This is a genomic window from Ruegeria sp. BG6 (assembly GCF_056538465.1).
Map to the genome: position 1 here is coordinate 277951 of NZ_JBQFTB010000001.1, position 20330 is coordinate 298280.

Genomic DNA, 20330 nt, shown 5'->3' on the forward strand with positions numbered 1-20330 from the left:
AAAGGCGGCTGGTCAGTGGATCGCCGCCTTTTTCTTTAGCTGTTTCCTGATCCCGTAAATCGGGCGGCGTCCGCCGCAGCGCGCCGGATCGCGTTCGATTTATGGACCGTTTCCATATATTCAGCCTCTGGGTCGCTGTCATAAACAACACCGCCGCCGGCCTGAATGTACAGTTTCTGGTCCTTAACGATTGCCGTTCGCAGGGCGATGCACATGTCCATGTCGCCGCCGGCGCTAAAATACCCGACGCCGCCGCCGTATACACCGCGCTTTTCGGGTTCGAGTTCATCAATGATTTCCATCGCGCGCACCTTTGGGGCACCCGAGACCGTGCCCGCCGGCATCCCTGCAAAAAACGCGTCCAGCGCGTCTTTGTCCTCTGCCAGTTCGCCAACCACGTTCGAGACGATATGCATCACGTGGCTGTAGCGTTCGATGATGAACTCTTCCGTGGGGCGCACGGTGCCGATTTTGGAAACGCGCCCGGTGTCATTGCGGCCCAGATCCAGCAGCATCAGGTGCTCGGCCAGTTCTTTCTTGTCGGCAAGCAAATCGACTTCGTTCGCCTTGTCCTCTTCCGGCGTCGCTCCGCGCGGACGGGTGCCGGCGATGGGGCGGATCGTAACTTCATCCCCGAAGACACGTACCAGAATTTCCGGGCTTGCGCCGACAACCTGAAATCCGCCGAAATTGAAATAGAACATGAACGGCGAAGGGTTTGTGCGCCTCAGGGATCGATACAGCGCAAAAGGCGGCAGCGGGAATTCCTGTGTCCAACGCTGGGCCGGAACCACCTGAAAGATATCGCCTGCGCGGATATATTCCTTGGCCTTTTCAACCGCTTCCATATAGCCGGATTTGGTGAAGTTCGAAACGGGCGGGGCGATCTCATGCGCGTCGCCCAGATCCCTGGATTCGGTCGGCATCGCGCGTTCCAGATCGCGGACAGCATCCATGACGCGTTCGGCAGCCTGCGCATAGGCGGCCTTGGCGGATTGACCTTCGCTGACCCAGGCAGGGGACACGACCGTCACGTCGCCTTTGACCCCATCCAAAACCGCGATCACCGACGGGCGCAGCATCACCGCATCCGGCAGGCCCAACGGGTCGGGGTTCACATCCGGCAGGTATTCGACCAGCCGCACCATGTCATAGCCAAGATAGCCGAACAGGCCCGCCGCAGCCTGCGGCAGTTCTTCAGGCAGGTCGATGCGGGATTCGGCCAGGAGCGACCGCAGGTTGTCCACAGGATTGCCGTCCTGCGGCACGAAGGCGTCCGGATCGAACCGGGCAGAGCGGTTCAGCGAGGACGTCTTACCATGGCAATGCCAGATGAGGTCCGGCTTCATACCGATGATCGAGTAGCGCCCGCGGACTTCGCCCCCCGTGACCGATTCCAGAACAAAAGCGTCCTTCTGAGCCCCCGTCAGTTTCAACATCAGCGAGACGGGCGTGTCCAGGTCGGCGGCCAGGCGGGTATAGACGACCTGATTCTCGCCTGCCTCGTAGGCACGCGCGAATACGTCAAATTCTGGGGTCAGGGCCATGTCCGCTCTCTTTTAGTAGCTCGCCTGCACGGCGTTCAGCGCACGCTGATCAATAACCGGGCGGGCACGAGTCTGGGCATCGCGCACATAGGCGTCAAAAATGTTCTGAGCCAGCGCCTGGTTCATCTGGACTTCCAGCGCGGCTTTCATCTGGCGCAGTTCGTCGGTCTCAGCCGGCGGCAGCAGTTCGTCCAGCCTGACGATCAGGGCGGCATCATTGCCGGGTACAACCCGCAACTCACCCGGCTCCATTTCAAAGACCTGGGTCATGAATCCGACCGGAGCGTCATCAAGGAAGGCGGTGCGGGTCAAAGCGTTCTCTACCCGGAACGGCAAACCTGTCGCGGCAAAGTCGCCGTCGGTCGCCAGTTGGGTCAAGACAGTGTTGGCCTGATCCTGCAGGGCCTTGCCTGTTTCAGCCTGAACCCATGCCTCGGCCACACGGTCACGGGCGGTCTCAAGCGGTTCAGGCCGCTGCGGCAGAACCTCATTCAGGCGCAACGCGAAAATCGAGCCGTCTTCGAGAAAGCCGATTTCGGGGAAGTCGCCTTCGCGGACGGCTTCGGCGGCGGCGCGAAAGCCCTCATACGCGGCGACACCTTCTTTGTTTTCACGGGTCCAGTCGATCTGGCCCAGTTCCAACTCGGTTTCGCCTGCCAGTTCTTCCAGGGTGGCCCCACCGGCAAGCATGTCGTTGATGTCCTCGGCCTGCGCCTCGATCAGACGCCGTGCACGCTCGGCTGCCAGTTCCTCGCGCAGGTCAGGGGCAGCGTCTTCAAACGGGATGTTGTTTGCTGCCAGTGATCCGTTGATCCGGAACAGCGCAGGGCCAAACACGGATGGCAGAGGTCCAACCACCACATCAAGATCTGCCCCAAAAACAGCATCGGCCGCTTCGCCGAGGTCCTCGCGGGTCACGTCGCCCAGATCAATATCGCTCAGTTCGAGCTCGCGATCACGCACGAGTTGTTCAAATGTCGTGCCGCCAACCTCGATCTGCGCCAGGGCATCCATAGCGGCCGCTTCGTCCGAAAAGGCCAGCCGTTCGACGAGGCGTCGTTCCGGTTGCTGGAATTCGGCGATGCGCTGATCATAGAGGCTGCGCAAGGCGTCGTCCTGGACTTCAACGCTGTCGAGCAACATTTCGGGCGACAGGATCGCGTAGGTCAGGCGTTTGGTGCGGGGCAGGGTGAAACGATCCGTGTTTTCGTCGTAATACGTTTGCAACTGCTCGTCCGTGGGTTCAGCAATCGGTGCGGTCAGGGCATCGGCCCCAAGTGTCGCGACGGTAAAGCTGCGCCGTGCGCCGACATAGCCCGTCAATACGTCCGACAGCGTTGCGGGCATTACGACGCCGCCAACAACCGCCCCCTGGACAATGGTCCGCGCGGATTCCTTGCGAAGATCAGATTCGAACTCGGCATCGGTCATCCCCGCCTGTTCCAGTTGGAACTGGTAGGTTTCGCGGTCGAAATTTCCGTCCACGCCCTGAAATGCCGGGATCGCGACGATTTCCTTCTGCAGGTTTTCATCGCCAATCGAAACGCCCAGCTGAGCCACTTCGTTGTTCAACGCAGCCAGAGCCGTCAGACGGGACAACGCCAGTTGGCCCAGCCCCAACTCCTGTGCCTGCGACATTTGCAGGGCCTGACCTGTCTGGGCCTCGACTGCGCGGATTTCACGCTGCAGTTCGCGCACATATGCGTTGATAGGGACCACTTCGTCGCCGACCTGCGCCACCGTCCGCACCGTACCGCTGAGGTTTACGGCGCCGAACCCTGCAAGTCCAAGCATCAGCAAGCCCATGAGAATCCAGACGAAGGTCTTTGATAGGTTTTTCATGCCTGCGGCCATGGACGCCCTCTTTCATGCTTTTGTCGGCAGATGACTGCCCTGTTGGTTGCGGCCCTGAATACGACGCGGACCGCCGGGGGGCAAGATCAGATGGAAAGCGCCTGAAGACGGTCGAACAAACGTTCGATACCGACGCGGTCGATGTTGGCAAAAGCGATGCGAACCTGCCGTCGGCCCGCCGTATCCTGAGTGGGTGTGAACATGGTACCTGGCAACAGCAGAACACCAGCTTCGGCCACCAGCTTTTGGGCAAGCTCATCTGACGGAATGTCGAATGGATGTTCAAGATATGCGAAATACGCGCCCAGCCCAAGCAACCGCCAGCCCCTGGCCGTCAGTCTGGGCATCTCTTCCGCGATGGCCGCACGGCGATCCAGGATTTCATCACGTTCAGACGCAAGCCATTGTGACAGGTTCTGCATCCCCCACAACGCGGCGAACTGGCCAATCTGACCCGGGCAGATAGCAACCGTGTCCAGAAACTTTTCGATCTCGGCCAAAAGTTGTGGACTTGCCGCGATGGCTCCGACCCGGTGGCCGGTCAGACGGAAGGCCTTGGAAAACGAGTAGAGATGAACAAATGTATCCTGCCAGTCGGGCTGACGGAACAGTTCATGCGGAGCACCGGACCGGCTGTCGAAATCCCGATAGGTCTCGTCCACCAACAGTTTGATGCCGACCTCACGGGCAAGATCATAGAACGCCCCAACCAGTTCCGAGGGGTATTCGACGCCGCCTGGATTGTTCGGAGTGACCAGCGCAATCGCGCGTGTCTTTTCGGTGATCAGGTCTCGGGCCCGGGCCACGTCCGGCAGCAGATCATCACCCGTGGGAAGATCAACAGCCCGCACACCAGCCATGTCGAGCCACATTTTATGATTGAAATACCAAGGGGTTGGCAGGATAACCTCGTCCCCCTGATCCGTGATCGCGGCGATCACAGCAGAAAATGCCTGATTGCATCCTGATGTGATTGCGACCTGTTCTGGATCAACATGGGACTGATAATGTGCCCCGATCTGGCGGGCCAGCTCTGTGCGAAGGTCGGTATTACCCAACACAGGCCCGTAAAGATGGGCGCTGTTTTCGGAAATCGCGAACTCTGCCATTGCCTTTCGCAGTTCGAGTGGCGGAGGGTCCACGGGCGCGGCCTGACTGACATTGATCAGAGGCCGGTCTTCGGGAAACTCGACGCCTTCCAGCCAGCGTCGCGCCTCCATCACCGGAGGGGCGAAAGTGGCGGTGGTGCGTGTATGTGTCATGCGGTTTTTGCGAGGCAATGCCCCGCGCTCCGAGGTATTTTGAACAGAAGAAACCGCGGCGTGGGATCAATCGGTGCCGCGATAAGGCTCGACATATTGCAGGGCCATGTCCCAGGGGAAGAAAATCCAGGTGTCCTGGCTGACCTCGGTGATGAAGGTGTCCACCATCGGGCGACCTTTGGGCTTGGCGTAGACTGTGGCGAAATGCGCGTTGGGATACATGTCGCGTACAAGTTCCAGCGTTTTGCCGCTGTCGACCAGGTCATCAATGATCAGCACACCGGTACCGTCGCCCATCAGGTTGGCATCAGGCGCCTTGAGCACTTCGGCCTCGCCTTGTTCCTGATGATGGTACGAGCGGACGCTGATCGTATCGACCGTGCGAATATCCAGTTCCCGGCTGACGATCATCGCAGGAGCCATTCCGCCCCGAGTGATGGCCACGACCGCGCGCCAGGCGCCGTCGTCAGGCCCCTGGCCATCGAGACGCCACGCCAGGGCGCGGGAATCGCGGTGAATCTGGTCCCAGCTGATATGAAACCCTTTTTCGTGCGGCAGGCGGTCTTTGGCGCTCATCTGATCAACCCTTTTCAATATCCGGCGCATCGACGGCTTTCATGCCGACGATGTGATACCCCGAATCCACGTGCAGATTTTCACCGGTTACACCGCTGCTGAGGTCGGACAACAGGTATAGGGCGGATTTGCCGACATCGTCGATGGTCACGTTCCGGCGCAGGGGCGAATTATATTCGTTCCACTTCATGATATAGCGGAAATCGCCGATACCGCTTGCCGCCAGTGTTTTGATCGGACCCGCCGAAATTGCGTTAACGCGAATCCCGTCCTTGCCCAGGTCTTCAGCCAGATACTTGACGGACGCTTCAAGAGCGGCCTTGGCGACGCCCATCACGTTGTAGTGCGGCATCACCTGCTCGGCCCCGTAATAGGTCAGCGTGATTGCGCTGCCGCCTTCGGACATCAGTTTTTCTGCGCGCTGCATCACTGCGGTAAAGGAATAAACCGACACGTCCATCGTCAGGTTGAAATTAGCCCGTGACGTATCGACATAGCGCCCGCGCAGTTCGTTCTTGTCCGAGAAGCCGATGGCATGGACGATAAAGTCCAGCTTGCCCCATTTTTCAGAAAGCTGCGCGAACAACCCGTCAATGGATGCCTCATCACTGACGTCACAGGGCAACACGATATCGCTGCCCAACTGGGCCGCAAGTGGGTCAACCCGTTTTTTCAACGCATCGCCCTGATACGAGAAGGCCAGCTCAGCGCCTGCTTCGGACAGGGCGCGGGCGATTCCCCATGCGATTGATTTGTCATTGGCCAGTCCCATGATGAGGCCGCGTTTTCCGGCCATCAACTGATTAGACATATTTGGATCTCCGCCTGTCCCGGTTTTATCAGAGTGGTTTAGGCCATTGGATGCGCCGCTTCAAGGCTGAGCGGGTCTTGCCCGCAGCGGGTTCTCGCCTTAGGGTCGTCAACATTACTTTCCAGGGGATGGAAATGAACGAGCGTAGCGGCATTTTTGCCGGAACTGATCCGTTTGAATTGGCGGAGCGGTGGCTGGGCGAGGCCAGAGAGTCTGAACCTAACGATCCGAATGCGATTGCTTTGGCGACCGTAGATTCGGACGAGATGCCCAATGTGCGCATGGTTCTGCTTAAGGAAATCGAGCCGGACGCCTTTGTATTCTACACGAACTATGAAAGCGCCAAGGCAGTGGAACTGGAAAGTGCCGGCAAAGCGGCTTTTGTCATGCACTGGAAATCCTTGCGGCGGCAGATCCGAGTTCGTGGTACAATATCGCGCGAGGATGGTCCGAAGGCGGATGAATACTATGCCTCGAGATCACTGAAAAGCCGTTTGGGGGCCTGGGCTTCCAAACAATCGCAGCCGCTGAGCAGCCGATCGGTTCTGATGGCGGAAGTGGCAAAAGTAACGGCGAAGCTTGGACCCAATCCGCCACGCCCGCCGTTCTGGGGCGGGTATCGGTTGGAGCCGACGGAAATCGAGTTTTGGGCCGATGGTGCATTTCGTTTGCATGATCGGTTCAGATGGCGGCGGGATCAATCGGGTTCCGCGTGGCAAGTGCAGAGGTTGAATCCATGACTTTCGCGTATCGTGAAATGCAACACGCAGAAAACAATGATTTTTTTCAGCTTGAATTTGCGCGCCATTCCCATACACATCAAACCCTTAACGAAGTGCTAATTTTCGCGATGGGAAAACAGTGCCAGAAGATCTGAACAACATGTACCGCGTACGTGGACACGTTAAATGGTTCGATCCCGCAAAGGGGTACGGATTTGTTGTGTCCGACGAAGGCGGCCCGGATATTCTGTTGCATGTGAACGTGTTGCGCAATTTCGGGCAAAGTTCGGTCGCCGATGGCGCCGGTATCGAGATTATGACGCATCGCACTGATCGCGGAGTTCAGGCGGTCGAAGTCGTGAGCGTCGATCCTCCCGCACGTGCAGATGCCATGCTGCTGGCCGATTTCGCCGATCTTGACCCGGTCGTGATTGCCAACGCACCGCTTGAGGCGGCGCGCGTCAAATGGTTCGACAAGGGCAAGGGCTTTGGCTTTGCAAATGTCTTTGGCCGTGATGAAGACGTTTTTCTTCACATCGAGGTTCTGCGCCGGTCCGGGCTGGCCGATCTTCAGCCTGGCGAGGCCCTGGCGATGCGTGTCATCGACGGCAAGCGGGGACGTATGGCGGCGCAGGTTCTGGCCTGGGAAGCTGCTCTGGACGCCTAAGTGCCAATGATCAGGTTTCTCTCGGTTCTCATTATTCTTTCAGTAATGTGGGCTGAAACCGCGTTGGCGGCCTGTCGGGAAGACAGGATCTATGTCCGGAACGACAAAACTCACATTCGGTTTGATATCGAACTTGCGATCTCGCCTCAGGACCGTGCGCGCGGCTTGATGTTTCGGGAATCACTGCCGACGCAGTCGGGGATGCTGTTTGTCTTCGATCCGCCGCAACCCGTGGCGTTCTGGATGAAGAACACGCTGATTCCCTTGGACATGATTTTTCTGGATCAGTCCGGGTCCGTAATGAAAGTGCACCACAATGCGGTTCCGGGTGATCTGACCCCTGTCGACGGCGGGGGTAAGGTATTTGCGGTATTGGAAATTAACGCCGGTCTCGCGGCGCGGTACCTGATAACGCCCGGTTCCCAGATGCGGCACAAAGTTTTTTCGCGCGGACCTGCGATTTGGCCCTGTTAGGGCTTTTCAAATCAAATCGGCACGTTTAGGAAGGCGCACGGTCCGGGGCGTGGCGCAGTCTGGTAGCGCACCTGTTTTGGGTACAGGGGGTCGTAGGTTCGAATCCTGCCGCCCCGACCACTTCCAAGATTAAATTGGGTTTCCACCAAATTCGGTGTACAGCCGCGAAAAATCGCGATTGACCATCTCGCTTTGCACTGGGATCTTCACGATTTTCCCACTTTTCTGCGGAACCAAAAAAAACAACTCGGCATCAACCCGATAGCCGGCCTGGATTTTGCTGGAATGCAGATACGTCACGATCTGCGGTAGGTTCTGAGGATAACCGTCAAAGTTGAGAATCAGATAGGCCGTCATGTCGGGGGGCAGCAACTCGCGACATTCAACGGTGTTACGGTCGGTTTTTACATAGTTGTTGCCCGGGCCCGCGCAGTCGGTTTCAAACGCACTGAACAGCTTTTGGGGATACTCCGGGAATTGAGCGCTGCGCGATGACGGGGACGTGTCTTGTGGTGTGCAGGACACGATCAGCGCGGCAACGGGCAGCAGATGAAGCAGATTCATATGTAAAACCAACAGGGTTCAGATTTTCGCGATGATTTCACTATGACACGGGACCGGCGCGCGGGACGATGATTCTCTGGCCCAAGCATTAACATCGTGTTGCTTGATAATTGGCCGATAACCATGGTGAGAAAAAAGAGAAATCAATTTGAGCCGCCCGGCGGTCAGGTCCTGCGTGGAGGCGTCTTACCTGTGGAGGAATCGTGGACAAGTGAATTGCGGACTCGTCATGGGATGAGGTCAACAAAAAAGATTTGAAAAAAGATCGAAAAAGCCCGTTGACCACATATGGGTATATACGTCAGATTGTATGGGCCGAAAGACGTGCCACAATATCTGGTAGGTACTTACCAGAATAAGGCAACGGGCGAGGGACGGAAAGCATACCAATGCCACGTGCAGCCGAATTGTTCGGCTATGCGCTGTCAAAGGCAGCGACCGATACCCTTTTGTCCGGAAATCGGTGGCAGGCGGTCGACACCCCGCAAACAAGATTTGGTGTCGAAAACCGAAAATTAAGCTGGTTGTAGCTAGGGCGGCGGACATGAAGATTGACAGAAAATTCACCAAATCCGGGCAGGATGCATATGCAGATCTGGAGTTTGTTTCGGCAACATCCGAAATCCGCAACCCGGATGGCACAATTGTTTTCCGTCTCGAGAATATCGAAATCCCTTCAAGCTGGAGCCAGGTTGCGAGCGATGTCATCGCCCAAAAATATTTCCGCAAGGCTGGTGTTCCGTCCAAGCTGAAGAAAGTCAAAGAAAAGGACGTTCCCGAATTCCTGTGGCGCTCGGTTCCCGCTGAAGACGCTGAGTTTGACGGAGAAATCTCGTCCAAGCAGGTGTTCGACCGTCTGGCCGGCGCTTGGGCGTATTGGGGCTGGAAAGGCGGGTATTTCTCAACCGAGGATGACGCGCGCGCTTACTTTGATGAGATGCGCTATATGCTGGCGACCCAGCGCGCGGCGCCGAACTCGCCGCAATGGTTTAACACCGGTCTGCATTGGGCCTACGGAATCGACGGCCCGGCGCAGGGTCACCATTATGTCGACTACAAGACCGGCAAGCTGACCAAATCCAAATCCGCTTATGAACATCCGCAGCCGCACGCGTGCTTCATCCAGTCCGTTGATGATGATCTGGTGAACGAAGGCGGCATCATGGATCTGTGGGTGCGCGAGGCGCGCCTGTTCAAATACGGCTCTGGCACCGGGACCAACTTCAGCCATCTGCGTGCAGAAGGTGAGGCGCTGTCGGGTGGTGGCAAGTCCTCGGGCCTCATGGGCTTTCTCAAGATCGGCGACCGCGCCGCTGGCGCGATCAAATCAGGCGGGACAACCCGTCGAGCAGCAAAGATGGTGATCGTCGATGCAGATCACCCGGACATCGAGCAATTCATCGAATGGAAGGTGATCGAAGAGCAGAAGGTGGCCTCGATCGTTGCCGGATCGAAGATGCACGAGAAGATGCTGAACGGCATTTTCGAGGCCATCCGCTCATGGGACGGCGCGCAGGACGATGCGTATGATCCCAACAAGAATGACAGCCTGAAAAAAGCGGTCCGCGAAGCCAAGAAAGTCGCGATCCCTGAGACTTATATCAAGCGCGTGCTGGATTATGCGCGTCAGGGTCACGACAGCATCGAGTTCCCGACTTACGACACCGACTGGGATTCGGAAGCCTACAGCTCGGTTTCAGGTCAGAACTCGAACAACTCGATCCGCGTGACCAATGCGTTCCTGACTGCTGTTGAAAAAGACGCGGATTGGGAGCTGATCAACCGCACCGATGGCAAGGTCGCCAAGACCGTCAAAGCACGCGATCTGTGGGAGAAGGTCGGCCACGCCGCATGGGCCTGCGCCGATCCGGGCATCCAGTTCCACGACACCGTGAACGAGTGGCACACATGCCCCGAAGATGGTGAGATTCGCGGCTCGAACCCGTGTTCGGAATACATGTTCCTCGACGACACGGCCTGTAACCTGGCCTCGATGAACCTGCTGACCTTCCTCAAGGATGGTGAGTTTCAGGCGGCGGACTACATGCATGCTACGCGCCTGTGGACCCTGACGCTGGAAATCTCGGTGACCATGGCGCAGTTCCCATCCAAGGAAATCGCGCAACTGTCTTATGACTTCCGCACCTTGGGTCTGGGCTATGCCAATATCGGCGGTCTGCTGATGAACATGGGCTACAGCTATGACTCGGATGAGGGGCGTGCAATCTGTGGCGCGCTGACTGCGATCATGACCGGTGTGGCCTATGCGACCTCGGCTGAGATTGCCGGTGAGCTTGGCCCGTTCAAGGGTTATGAGCGAAACGCAGACCACATGCTGCGCGTCATCCGCAACCACCGCCGCGCGGCGCAGGGTGTGGCCAATGGCTATGAAAAGCTCGCGGTTAAGCCGGTGCCTCTGGATCACGGCAATTGCCCGGACAAGCGTCTGGTCGATCTGGCCATGTCGGCCTGGGATGAAGCGCTGAGCCTCGGTGAAAAGAACGGTTACCGCAATGCGCAGGCCACTGTGATCGCACCAACCGGTACGATCGGTCTGGTGATGGATTGCGACACCACCGGGATCGAGCCGGACTTTGCGCTGGTCAAGTTCAAGAAGCTTGCCGGTGGCGGTTACTTTAAGATCATCAACCGCTCGGTGCCGTCGGCGCTTGAGAAGCTGGGCTATTCCTCGTCCCAGATCGAAGAGATCGTGGGCTATGCGGTTGGTCACGGCACCATCGGCAACGCGCCGGGGATCAACCATACCTCGCTTACCGGTCATGGCTTTGGCCCGAACGAACTGGCAAAGGTGGACGCCGCACTGGAAAGCGCCTTTGATATCCGGTTCGTGTTCAACCAGTGGACATTGGGCGAGGACTTCTGCACCGGCGTTCTGGGCATCCCGGCCACCAAGCTGAATGACCCGACATTCGATCTGCTGCGCCATCTGGGCTTTACCAAAGCGGATATCGACGCGGCGAACGACCATGTCTGCGGAACCATGACGCTGGAAGGTGCGCCGCATCTGAAAGAAGAACACTATTCGATCTTCGACTGCGCCAACCCATGCGGCAAGAAAGGCAAGCGTTTCCTTGGGGTTGATAGCCACATCACCATGATGGCAGCAGCGCAAAGCTTCATCTCGGGCGCGATCTCGAAAACGATCAACATGCCGAATGACGCGACCATCGAGGACTGCCAGAAGGCCTATGAATTGTCGTGGTCGTTGGGTGTGAAGGCCAACGCGCTGTATCGCGACGGCTCGAAACTGTCGCAGCCTCTGGCCGCTGCGCTGGTCGAGGATGACGACGATGCTGCGGAAGTGCTGGAAAGCGGTTCGGCGCAGGAAAAAGCCGTCGTTCTGGCCGAGAAAGTGATCGAGAAGGTTGTGGTCAAGGAAATGATCCGCAGCCATCGCGAGAAACTGCCGCATCGCCGAAAGGGATATACTCAAAAGGCGATCGTGGGTGGCCACAAGGTCTATCTGCGAACCGGTGAATTCGAGGACGGCAAGCTGGGTGAGATTTTCATCGACATGCACAAGGAAGGCGCTGGCTTCCGGGCGATGATGAACAACTTTGCCATCGCGGTGTCGGTTGGTCTGCAATATGGCGTACCGCTGGAAGAATTCGTGGATGCCTTCACCTTCACCAAGTTCGAACCGGCGGGGATGGTGCAAGGCAACGACTCGATCAAGAACGCGACGTCGATCCTGGACTACATCTTCCGCGAGCTGGCCGTGTCTTATCTGGACCGCACCGATCTGGCGCATGTGAAGCCCGAAGGCGCGACCTTTGATGATCTGGGCCGCGGCGAGGAAGACGGGTTGTCGAACGTTTCGGAAATCAGCGAAACGGCGGCGTCCAAGTCCTTGGAAGTACTGAAACAAATCAGTTCGACTGGCTACCTTCGCAAGCGATTGCCGCAGGACCTGATGGTGTTCAATGGCGGGCAGTCCGGCGCGAACGGCATGGCCGAATCCGCAGCGCAATTTGCGGCACCGGTTGCGGAGACAGCCGTCGCGACCAGCATGGATGCCCGTACGAAGGCAAAGATGCAGGGATACGAGGGTGACCCGTGCGGAGAATGCGGAAACTACACGCTGGTGCGCAACGGCACCTGCATGAAATGCAACACCTGTGGCGCGACAAGCGGGTGTAGCTGACGTTTAGCGCCCTGGCACCCCGGGGCGCAGGGGTCGGATGCTGCCACAGTGACCGGCCCCGACGAATACGGAGAAAGGCTCTGAGACTTACCAACTGACCTTTCTCCACTCGGCCGATATGCCCGTGTTGGCCGGGAACAGGGTGGGGCGGAATATCGGTCCTTCCCACTCTTTCACGGGGCGGGTGCGCTCGTCCCATGCGCAGTCCAGGCCGCAGGCAAAAAAACACCGGGCGGTCAACGATACGAGCCTGGAAGGCGAAACTGACAGGGGGCTTCGGCCCCCTTTCTTTTTTGACCTGAGCAAAGCCTTGCCGGAATGCGCTCCTGTCATCGGGCAAGATCCGCCGAACAGAACCTCGAGTGTTTTTCTTGGCGGTGGACCGCAGATGCGACTCTGCAAAACACGCAATGATTGGCCTTAATTGCACACCCTCAACCATTGCGAGTGACAGAAGACGTCACTCGGGTGTTTCTGGGGCCTGTCCGGACAGAAAACAGACAACAAAACTCTCAGGAGGCACCGAATTGAAACGCCAAAATCTGGCTGTATTCTCAGCAATCGTACTTGGATTGCCCACACTGGCCGTCGCTCAATCCTCAGTGGACACAAACGGGGATGGCGTACTGACAATCGAAGAAGTGCAGGCAATTCTGCCCGATGTCGACGCAGACGGGTTCTCGGCCATGGATGCAAATGGCGACGGCGCGCTGGATCAGGCCGAGATTGCCGTCGCACAGGAAGCGGGTTTGCTTCCATCCAGCGACGGCTAAATCCGGGTGCGGGAAAGCGGCCTGAGCATTTCAGGCCGCTTTTCAGTGTCTCATCTCGGCAAGTGAATGTTGAATCTGCTTCGAAGTTCAGCATCCAACAGCGGGTCGAATTGTGCCGGCGACGGTGCTGACAGGATTTCCTCTTTTCGCTTGATCGCTTTCTCAATCAGATCAGGTTTGCCGAGTTCCACCCATTCCTTGGGTGAGGAGCGATCTCCGAAGGTCGGATAGACATAATCTGCCTGCATGCGGCTGAGCGTTGCATCCGTGCCAAGATAGTGACCCGGTCCGCCCATGCAGACGGCCGCCATCTGGTCCAGCGCCAAAGTTTCGTCCGTCACTTCGATCCCGCGCACGCAGCGCTGCGCCTGGCCGATCAGGTCATCACTGAGGATCAGGCTTTCGAAGCAGAAGCCCAACAATGAGGCGTGCATTCCAGCCGCTTCGTAGACCATGTTCAGGCCCGACAATCCGGCCATAACGTTCGAGCACATCTGCTCCCACCCGGCCTGCATGTCCGGCAGTTTCGCATCCGATGCTCCGCCGGCGGCACCGCCCGGAATGTCGTAGAACCTGTGCATCTGGGCGCAGCCTGCGGTCAGAAGGGCCTGTTCACCCGAACCGATGGACATCGCGCCGGTGCGCAGGTCCAGACCAAAGGGCCAGGTGCCAAAAACGGCTGGCGCACCGGGTTTGACGGCATTGACGTAAACCAGACCGGCCAGGCATTCCGCCGTTGCCTGAGTGATTGCGCCCGCAATCGTCGAGGGCGCAGTTGCCCCGGCCATTCCCGCCGACAGCAGCAGGACCGGCATCCCGGCCTTAATGCATTCTTCCATGACTTCGCAGCTTTCCGTTGCGAATTTCATTGGCGGAACGACAAAGCAGTTCGAGTTGGACATGAACGGCCGCTCGCGCCATTTGTCCTCGCCGCCCGCGATCATGTGCAGCATTTCTATCGCCGGGGCCACATGGCTGGGTTCGGTAAAGGATGTGCCGATATGTTTGAACGTGCCCGAGGTCGTGGCGTAGACCGTGTTCAGATCCATCTCAAGGTTGTCCGCAATATCGCGGCAAACCATCGGACGCTGCACAAAGTGAATGTTGTCAAGCTGCTGGCAGATGCGTGATGCGTCATGCAGATCCTGCACGGTCGAATCGCGGTATTCCTGACCATGTACATCGACCATGCTGACAGCAGCGCCGGCCGTGCCGTAATGAACACGCGTGCCTGACAGTTCCAGATCGGTCTTTCCATCCCGGCTGTAAAGCGTCACGGAACGATTGGCTTTGGCGATGGTATCTTCCACCAGCGCACGCGGGAACCGGATGCGACCGTCATCACCCAGGGTACAGCCTGCGGCAACAAGATAATCGATCCCGCTTTGCGGCGCATCCGCAAGGCCAATCGTTTCCAGCGCTGTCAGCGCAGCTTCGTGAATGCGTTCCAACTGTGCCTGAGTCAGCACGTTCAGGGTGCCGCCCTCCATTCCGGGCCGCACGGGGCGCAGGTGATCGGGCAGGGCAGAGGCACGGGCGGCACGGCGCGCGGAGCGTCCGCCGCTGCGAGAGGAAGTACGGGTTTGGTCGTTCATGTGTTTGGTCCGGGTTAAGAGCTGTTCCTGAAGAGTGGCTTAATTCACCCTCAGAATGGCCTTCCCCGCGCCGCACGTCCGCGATCCGCACCAATGGTGCGGCTGATCAAGCGGATTTTCCAGTAGTCGCTTTTCATGCGGACCTCTTACGTTGGCCGTAGTTATCCTTCACCTGGCGACATGATCTGTCCTGTTTGCGACCCAAACTTAGAAATAGGTCGCCATTGCTCCCTTTCTTTGTCGAAAGGGTTTCAGCGTGAGATTTCTTCCCGTTCGGGTGGAAATCTGATATAGTCGGATCACTATTTATTAACCTGTCTGTTGTCAGAATTGAAATATCAGTTCTCGGACCCAATGTTCGGGTAAATGGTTTGTAAGCGCCCCGAAATTCCCGCTCATCGGGGCTGTAACATGTTGGAGACGTGGATGAAATTCAGCACGGCCCTCATTGTCGCAGTGACAATGTTAAGCGCCGTCCCGGCAGTCGCCGAGGATTGGACCGGGGGTTATGCAGGATTCAGCTTTGGGTATACTGAAGCGGACGGCCCCAACGGATCCAGCGGTGACGATTCCAGTTTTGGACTCCATGTCGGCTATGACCACGATTTCGGAAGCTTCGTTCTGGGAAGCGAACTGGAATACAATCACCTGTCGCTGAACCTCGGTCAGGGGGAAGGGACATTAGACAGTCTGACACGGCTGAAACTGCGCGGCGGGTACGACTTCGGACCGGCGCTGGGGTATGTGGTGGTCGGGGCCGCACGGATCGATACCTCCGCCGACAATGACACGGCGGCGGTCTACGGAATTGGCGTTGCCTATCCGGTCAATGACAGATTTATCATCAGTGGCGAGGCGCTACGTCAGAATTTTGATAATGTGACCCGATCAAATGGCAGTCTCGGCGCCAACACTTTCAATCTGCGGACGACCTTCCGGTTCTGATCACTGGTTCGGCTTATCCCGGGAGCGTTCATTGCCAAATCAAGCAGTGTTTGCAGCGCTGCAATGAAGAGGTCGTTTTCGATCGTCATCGCAACCCGGATGTAACCAGCCGCAACGCTGCCCAAGCTCTCACCTTGCCTCACCGCAATGGAATGCGTTTCGAGCAGCGCCATTGCAAATGCCTCACCACTTCGCCTGTTGATACGAACATTCAGCATCAAATACATGTCCCCTGTTTGGGCACCAGCCTGACAACGTTCCGAGTGCTCAACAGTTTGATAGCCAAGGTTCGCCGATTGCGGACGAGTTCCGAGAATTCCTGTTTCATATCACTGCCCGAGTTCAACGCAATACTCGCGGCGTCCTGAATAGACCCGGGAACACCATTCATGGTGTGTGTTGCCAGATTAACCAGTTGGGAGTTGACGTCTTCAATCTCGACGATCCAACTGCGGCGCGAGCCTGTCGTAATATGTGATTTGGACACTGAGCCGACGACCAAGATGCGTTCGGCCATACCCGGCTCAGTACGAGGCGAAATATGGACGCCACCCCAAACCTGAGTATCATCGACTTCGTCCGAAATCAGTCAAAGGTCGCGTGTTCGGCAAATACCAGAGATGCTTTGAAACGGGTCGGCGGAAAAGACCGCTCCGGTTGGATTGGTGGGCAAGGTTGATCTGCAAGGACAACGCCCCCGTCGGCTGCGGTATCGCTCCGTTCTGCGCTTGGCGGGAACTCGTTTTTCGGCTGGGTCTGAATGGCGTTGTATTGTCAATCAGCTACGAGGTGGCAACTCAGCCTGTACTTTTTTGGTAAGCGACTTGCGCACAATGTCATAGGAAGCGGTCAGCCGGTGGCGCATCTCTTCGGCATCCGTTTCCCATGGCAACAGCAACCAGCTGCGGTGAAAATAGGGCGCTTTGTTGCCGACGCCCGCTTCGATCAGCATCTGCGCAGTGTCGACATCAGGGGTTTTTACTGAAACGCCGTTGCACGCCGTGCCTATGCAGGCAAACATCTTGCCGCCAATCTTCCACGCGTCATGACCGCCGCCCCAGGGGTCGGACACTTCCGCTCCGGGCAGGTCACGGCATATGGAGTTCACGAGGTCTCGGCTCATACAAGGCAGAGTGCCCCTCCATCCGCGCGATCACAAGCCTTGGCTTGACGTGTTTTACGTGGTAATCGGTCCTTATGAACCGGATGACCTTCATCATTATCTGCTGCATTACCTGCTGATTTCTCAAGCGGGCCGGTTTCTTTCGTTTTCATCCCTGAGACAAGTTGCTAAGCCCGCGCCAACGCGCAAGCTATTGCTGTTTCTTAGGAGCCAACCAGATGACGACCATCAGACTGCACAACACACGGACGCGGACGAAGGAAGATTTCGTGCCGATCGATGCCGACAATGTGCGGATGTATGTCTGCGGCCCGACCGTCTATGACCGCGCGCATCTTGGCAATGCCCGGCCCGTGGTGGTGTTCGATGTGCTTTATCGATTGCTGCGCCATGTCTACGGCCCGGAACACGTGACCTATGTGCGCAACTTCACGGATGTGGATGACAAGATAAATGCGACGGCGCTGGCCCGAAAGCAGGCAGGCGCGGTCGGGTCGCTTGAGCAGCTGGTGCAGGAGCGTTCGGACGAAACCATCGGCTGGTATCTGCATGACATGGGGGCCTTAGGGGCGCTTGAGCCGAACGAGATGCCGCGAGCGACACAATTTGTCGATCAGATGATAGCAATGATCGAAGACCTGATCGCAAAGGGGCACGCTTATGCGGCCGAAGGTCATGTGCTGTTCGCGGTGGACAGCTGGAAGGAAGAATACGGAAACCTGTCTGGGCGGTCGGTCGACGACATGATCGCAGGCGCGCGTGTCGAGGTTGCGCCCTACAAGAAGAATCCGATGGATTTTGTGCTGTGGAAGCCCTCGACCGATGAGTTGCCTGGTTGGGAGTCACCCTGGGGCCGTGGACGTCCGGGATGGCATATCGAATGCTCGGCCATGGCTTTCGAGTTGCTGGGCGAAAGCTTTGACATTCATGGGGGCGGCAATGACCTTATGTTCCCGCATCATGAAAACGAAATCGCCCAGAGCAAATGCGCTCATCCGCATGGCGAGTTCGCAAGGGTCTGGCTGCACAATGAGATGTTGCAGGTCGAAGGGAAGAAAATGTCCAAATCGCTGGGTAATTTCTTCACCGTACATGATCTGCTGGAGCAGGGTGTACCGGGCGAGGTGATGCGCTTTGTGTTCCTGCAAACTCATTACCGCAAGCCTATGGACTGGACCGAGAAAAAGGCGCGCGAGGCCGAGGGGACGCTGCGCAAATGGCGGACGCTGACATCGGGCATCGAGCCCGCCGGCAGTGTGGCACCCGCGTTTGTGGAGGCGCTGGCCGATGATCTGAATACTGCGGGTGCCGTCGCGGAACTGCACCGGCTCGCAGCGAAAGGGGACGCTGCTGGTTTGTTGGCTGGCGCCCGTCTTCTTGGGCTACTGACGGATGAGCTGGGGGACTGGGCGCAAACAGATAGCGTCGATTTGTCCGGCCATGCCGAAAAGCTTGTTCAGGCGCGGGCTGCTGCCATGCAGAGCAAGGATTTCGCTGAAGTGGATCGTCTGAAAGCCTTGTACGTTTCCGCAGGCATTGAAGTTCGGATGAGCAAGGACAGTGTCGAACTGGTCCCCGGCGCGGGCTTTGATGCATCCAAGCTGGAAGGTGTGTGATGACCAAGGAACGGCTCTATCTTTATGACACCACCCTGCGCGATGGGCAGCAGACACAGGGCGTTCAGTTCTCGACCGCTGAAAAGGTGCAGATCACGCAGGCGCTGGATGCGCTGGGGATTGACTATATCGAAGGCGGTTGGCCGGGTGCCAACCCGACGGACAGTGCGTTTTTCTATGTGGCACCAAAGACTTCGGCCTGTCTGACCGCGTTCGGGATGACCAAACGCTCGGGTCGGTCCGCAGACAATGATGACGTTCTGGCGGCGGTGATAAATGCCGGAACGCAAGCGGTTTGTCTGGTGGGGAAATCACATGATTATCACGTGACCGACGCGCTTGGTATCGACCTTGCGGAAAACACCGAGAACGTACGCGCCTCGGTCGCGCATGTCGTGGCGCAGGGTCGCGAGGCTTTGTTCGATGCCGAGCATTTCTTTGATGGTTACAAGGACAATCCGGACTATGCGATCTCGGTTTGTCGCGCAGCACTGGACGCAGGTGCGCGCTGGGTTGTGTTGTGTGACACAAATGGTGGTGCCCTGCCTGCGGAGGTCGGGTGCATCGTTTCCGAGGTGATCGCTGCCGGGCTGCCTGGGGACCGTCTGGGTATTCACACCCATAACGACACGGAAAACGCGGTGGCCTGTTCGCTAGCCGCTGTAGATGCAGGCGCGCGCCAGATACAGGGTACGCTGAACGGATTGGGCGAGCGTTGCGGCAACGCCAATCTGACTGCCCTGATTCCGACGCTTTTGCTGAAGGAACCCTATGCCTCGACCTATGAGGTTGGCGTCAGTCGCGAAGCCTTGTCAGGTCTGACACGGATCAGCCGGATGCTGGACGACATATTGAACCGGGTGCCCAGCAAGCAATCGGCTTATGTCGGGGCCTCGGCCTTTGCGCATAAGGCAGGGCTGCATGCCAGCGCGATTCTTAAGGACCCGTCGACCTATGAACATGTCGACCCGGCGACTGTTGGCAATTCGCGCATCATTCCGATGTCGAACCAGGCCGGGCAATCGAACCTGCGCAAACGCCTGACCGAAGCCGGGCTGACGGTCGAAGCCGGCGATCCGGCGCTGGGGCGCATACTGGAGCGGATCAAGCAGCGCGAGGCGGTCGGGTATTCCTACGACACCGCGCAGGCGAGCTTTGAATTGCTGGCCCGGGCGGAACTGGGGCAACTGCCTCAGTTCTTCGAGGTCAAGCGTTACAAGGTCACGGTTGAGCGGCGCAAAAACAAATACAACAAGATGGTCAGCCTCTCCGAGGCCGTCGTTGTAGTGAAGGTCGACGGGGAAAAGAAACTGTCGGTCAGTGAATCGCTGGACGGCGACGGCAGCGACCGGGGCCCGGTCAACGCTCTCGCCAAGGCGTTGGCCAAAGATCTGGGTCAGTATTCGCGGATACTGAATGACATGCATCTGGTCGACTTCAAGGTGCGCATTACTCAGGGCGGCACCGAGGCGGTCACGCGGGTCATCATCGACAGCGAAGACGGTCATGGACGCCGATGGTCGACTGTTGGTGTCAGTGCCAACATAGTTGATGCCTCGTTTGAGGCTCTGCTGGATGCGATCCAGTGGAAACTGGTGCGCGACTGCAATCCGCGCTCGGAAGCGGCTGAGTGAGC

Annotated in this window: 18 protein-coding genes and 1 tRNA gene; 9 read left to right on the top strand and 10 right to left on the bottom strand. The window is 57.8% G+C overall.

Annotation, left to right across the window (positions count from 1 at the left end; translation table 11 throughout):
- Positions 1 to 35 precede the first annotated feature (35 nt).
- The 5 genes from trpE to fabI form a co-directional block, all read right to left on the bottom strand.
- Positions 36 to 1547, bottom strand: a complete 1512-nt coding sequence (trpE, locus tag ACR0JW_RS01405; protein WP_170677272.1) for an anthranilate synthase component I — start codon at positions 1545 to 1547, stop codon at positions 36 to 38.
- Positions 1548 to 1559: 12 nt separating this feature from the next.
- On the bottom strand, positions 1560 to 3401 hold the full coding sequence (locus ACR0JW_RS01410) for a SurA N-terminal domain-containing protein (protein ID WP_480713510.1): 1842 nt from the start codon (positions 3399 to 3401) through the stop codon (positions 1560 to 1562).
- Positions 3402 to 3487: 86 nt separating this feature from the next.
- Positions 3488 to 4663 (bottom strand): aminotransferase, encoded by a 1176-nt coding sequence (locus ACR0JW_RS01415; RefSeq protein WP_170677268.1) that lies wholly within the window; start codon positions 4661 to 4663, stop codon positions 3488 to 3490.
- A gap of 66 nt (positions 4664 to 4729) precedes the next feature.
- Positions 4730 to 5239 carry a xanthine phosphoribosyltransferase gene (gpt, locus tag ACR0JW_RS01420; RefSeq protein ID WP_170677266.1) on the bottom strand — a complete coding sequence of 170 codons (510 nt, stop codon included), beginning with the start codon at positions 5237 to 5239 and terminating at the stop codon, positions 4730 to 4732.
- A 4-nt stretch (positions 5240 to 5243) separates the two neighbouring features.
- On the bottom strand, positions 5244 to 6050 hold the full coding sequence (gene fabI, locus ACR0JW_RS01425; protein WP_170614935.1) for an enoyl-ACP reductase FabI: 807 nt from the start codon (positions 6048 to 6050) through the stop codon (positions 5244 to 5246).
- Between the two features lie 134 nt (positions 6051 to 6184).
- Here fabI and pdxH point away from each other — a divergent pair, with 134 nt between their 5' ends.
- The 4 genes from pdxH to ACR0JW_RS01445 all read left to right on the top strand — a co-directional run bounded on the left by pdxH (position 6185) and on the right by ACR0JW_RS01445 (position 8033).
- Positions 6185 to 6790, top strand: a complete 606-nt coding sequence (gene pdxH, locus ACR0JW_RS01430; protein WP_170677264.1) for a pyridoxamine 5'-phosphate oxidase — start codon at positions 6185 to 6187, stop codon at positions 6788 to 6790.
- 142 nt (positions 6791 to 6932) lie between these two features.
- Positions 6933 to 7439 carry a cold-shock protein gene (locus ACR0JW_RS01435; RefSeq protein ID WP_480440326.1) on the top strand — a complete coding sequence of 169 codons (507 nt, stop codon included), beginning with the start codon at positions 6933 to 6935 and terminating at the stop codon, positions 7437 to 7439.
- Between the two features lie 6 nt (positions 7440 to 7445).
- Complete coding sequence (locus ACR0JW_RS01440) at positions 7446 to 7913, top strand: DUF192 domain-containing protein (RefSeq protein ID WP_170614938.1); 468 nt, start codon at positions 7446 to 7448, stop codon at positions 7911 to 7913.
- 43 nt (positions 7914 to 7956) lie between these two features.
- A tRNA-Pro gene (locus ACR0JW_RS01445) sits at positions 7957 to 8033 on the top strand.
- A 9-nt stretch (positions 8034 to 8042) separates the two neighbouring features.
- Here ACR0JW_RS01445 and ACR0JW_RS01450 read toward each other — a convergent pair.
- Entirely contained in the window at positions 8043 to 8477 is a 435-nt protein-coding gene (locus tag ACR0JW_RS01450; RefSeq protein ID WP_170677262.1) for a hypothetical protein, read from the bottom strand.
- Between the two features lie 544 nt (positions 8478 to 9021).
- Here ACR0JW_RS01450 and ACR0JW_RS01455 point away from each other — a divergent pair.
- Positions 9022 to 12642, top strand: a complete 3621-nt coding sequence (locus ACR0JW_RS01455; protein WP_170677260.1) for a vitamin B12-dependent ribonucleotide reductase — start codon at positions 9022 to 9024, stop codon at positions 12640 to 12642.
- Between the two features lie 527 nt (positions 12643 to 13169).
- Positions 13170 to 13415 carry a penta-EF hand family protein gene (locus ACR0JW_RS01460; protein WP_170614941.1) on the top strand — a complete coding sequence of 82 codons (246 nt, stop codon included), beginning with the start codon at positions 13170 to 13172 and terminating at the stop codon, positions 13413 to 13415.
- Positions 13416 to 13465: 50 nt separating this feature from the next.
- Here ACR0JW_RS01460 and ACR0JW_RS01465 read toward each other — a convergent pair whose 3' ends face one another.
- Complete coding sequence (locus ACR0JW_RS01465) at positions 13466 to 15010, bottom strand: trimethylamine methyltransferase family protein (protein WP_170677258.1); 1545 nt, start codon at positions 15008 to 15010, stop codon at positions 13466 to 13468.
- 426 nt (positions 15011 to 15436) lie between these two features.
- Between ACR0JW_RS01465 and ACR0JW_RS01470 the strand changes: the two genes are divergently transcribed.
- On the top strand, positions 15437 to 15955 hold the full coding sequence (locus ACR0JW_RS01470) for a porin family protein (protein ID WP_170677256.1): 519 nt from the start codon (positions 15437 to 15439) through the stop codon (positions 15953 to 15955).
- 217 nt (positions 15956 to 16172) lie between these two features.
- Here the strand turns inward: ACR0JW_RS01470 and ACR0JW_RS01475 are convergent, their stop codons facing one another.
- From ACR0JW_RS01475 to ACR0JW_RS01485, 3 genes are all read right to left on the bottom strand, one after another.
- A complete protein-coding gene (locus ACR0JW_RS01475) occupies positions 16173 to 16472 on the bottom strand; it encodes an aminotransferase class I/II-fold pyridoxal phosphate-dependent enzyme (protein ID WP_480713511.1) in 300 nt (99 codons plus the stop codon).
- 261 nt (positions 16473 to 16733) lie between these two features.
- The gene (locus ACR0JW_RS01480) at positions 16734 to 17078 is read right to left on the bottom strand and encodes an MmcQ/YjbR family DNA-binding protein (protein WP_170677252.1); all 345 of its coding nucleotides are present in this window, start codon (positions 17076 to 17078) and stop codon (positions 16734 to 16736) included.
- Positions 17075 to 17230 (bottom strand): hypothetical protein, encoded by a 156-nt coding sequence (locus ACR0JW_RS01485; RefSeq protein ID WP_480713512.1) that lies wholly within the window; start codon positions 17228 to 17230, stop codon positions 17075 to 17077. The genes ACR0JW_RS01480 and ACR0JW_RS01485 overlap by 4 nt, the downstream gene beginning before the upstream one ends.
- A gap of 66 nt (positions 17231 to 17296) precedes the next feature.
- Between ACR0JW_RS01485 and cysS the strand changes: the two genes are divergently transcribed.
- Positions 17297 to 18694, top strand: a complete 1398-nt coding sequence (gene cysS, locus ACR0JW_RS01490) for a cysteine--tRNA ligase (protein ID WP_480713513.1) — start codon at positions 17297 to 17299, stop codon at positions 18692 to 18694.
- Entirely contained in the window at positions 18694 to 20328 is a 1635-nt protein-coding gene (gene cimA / locus ACR0JW_RS01495) for a citramalate synthase (protein WP_170677250.1), read from the top strand. The genes cysS and cimA overlap by 1 nt, the downstream gene beginning before the upstream one ends.
- Positions 20329 to 20330 lie beyond the last annotated feature (2 nt).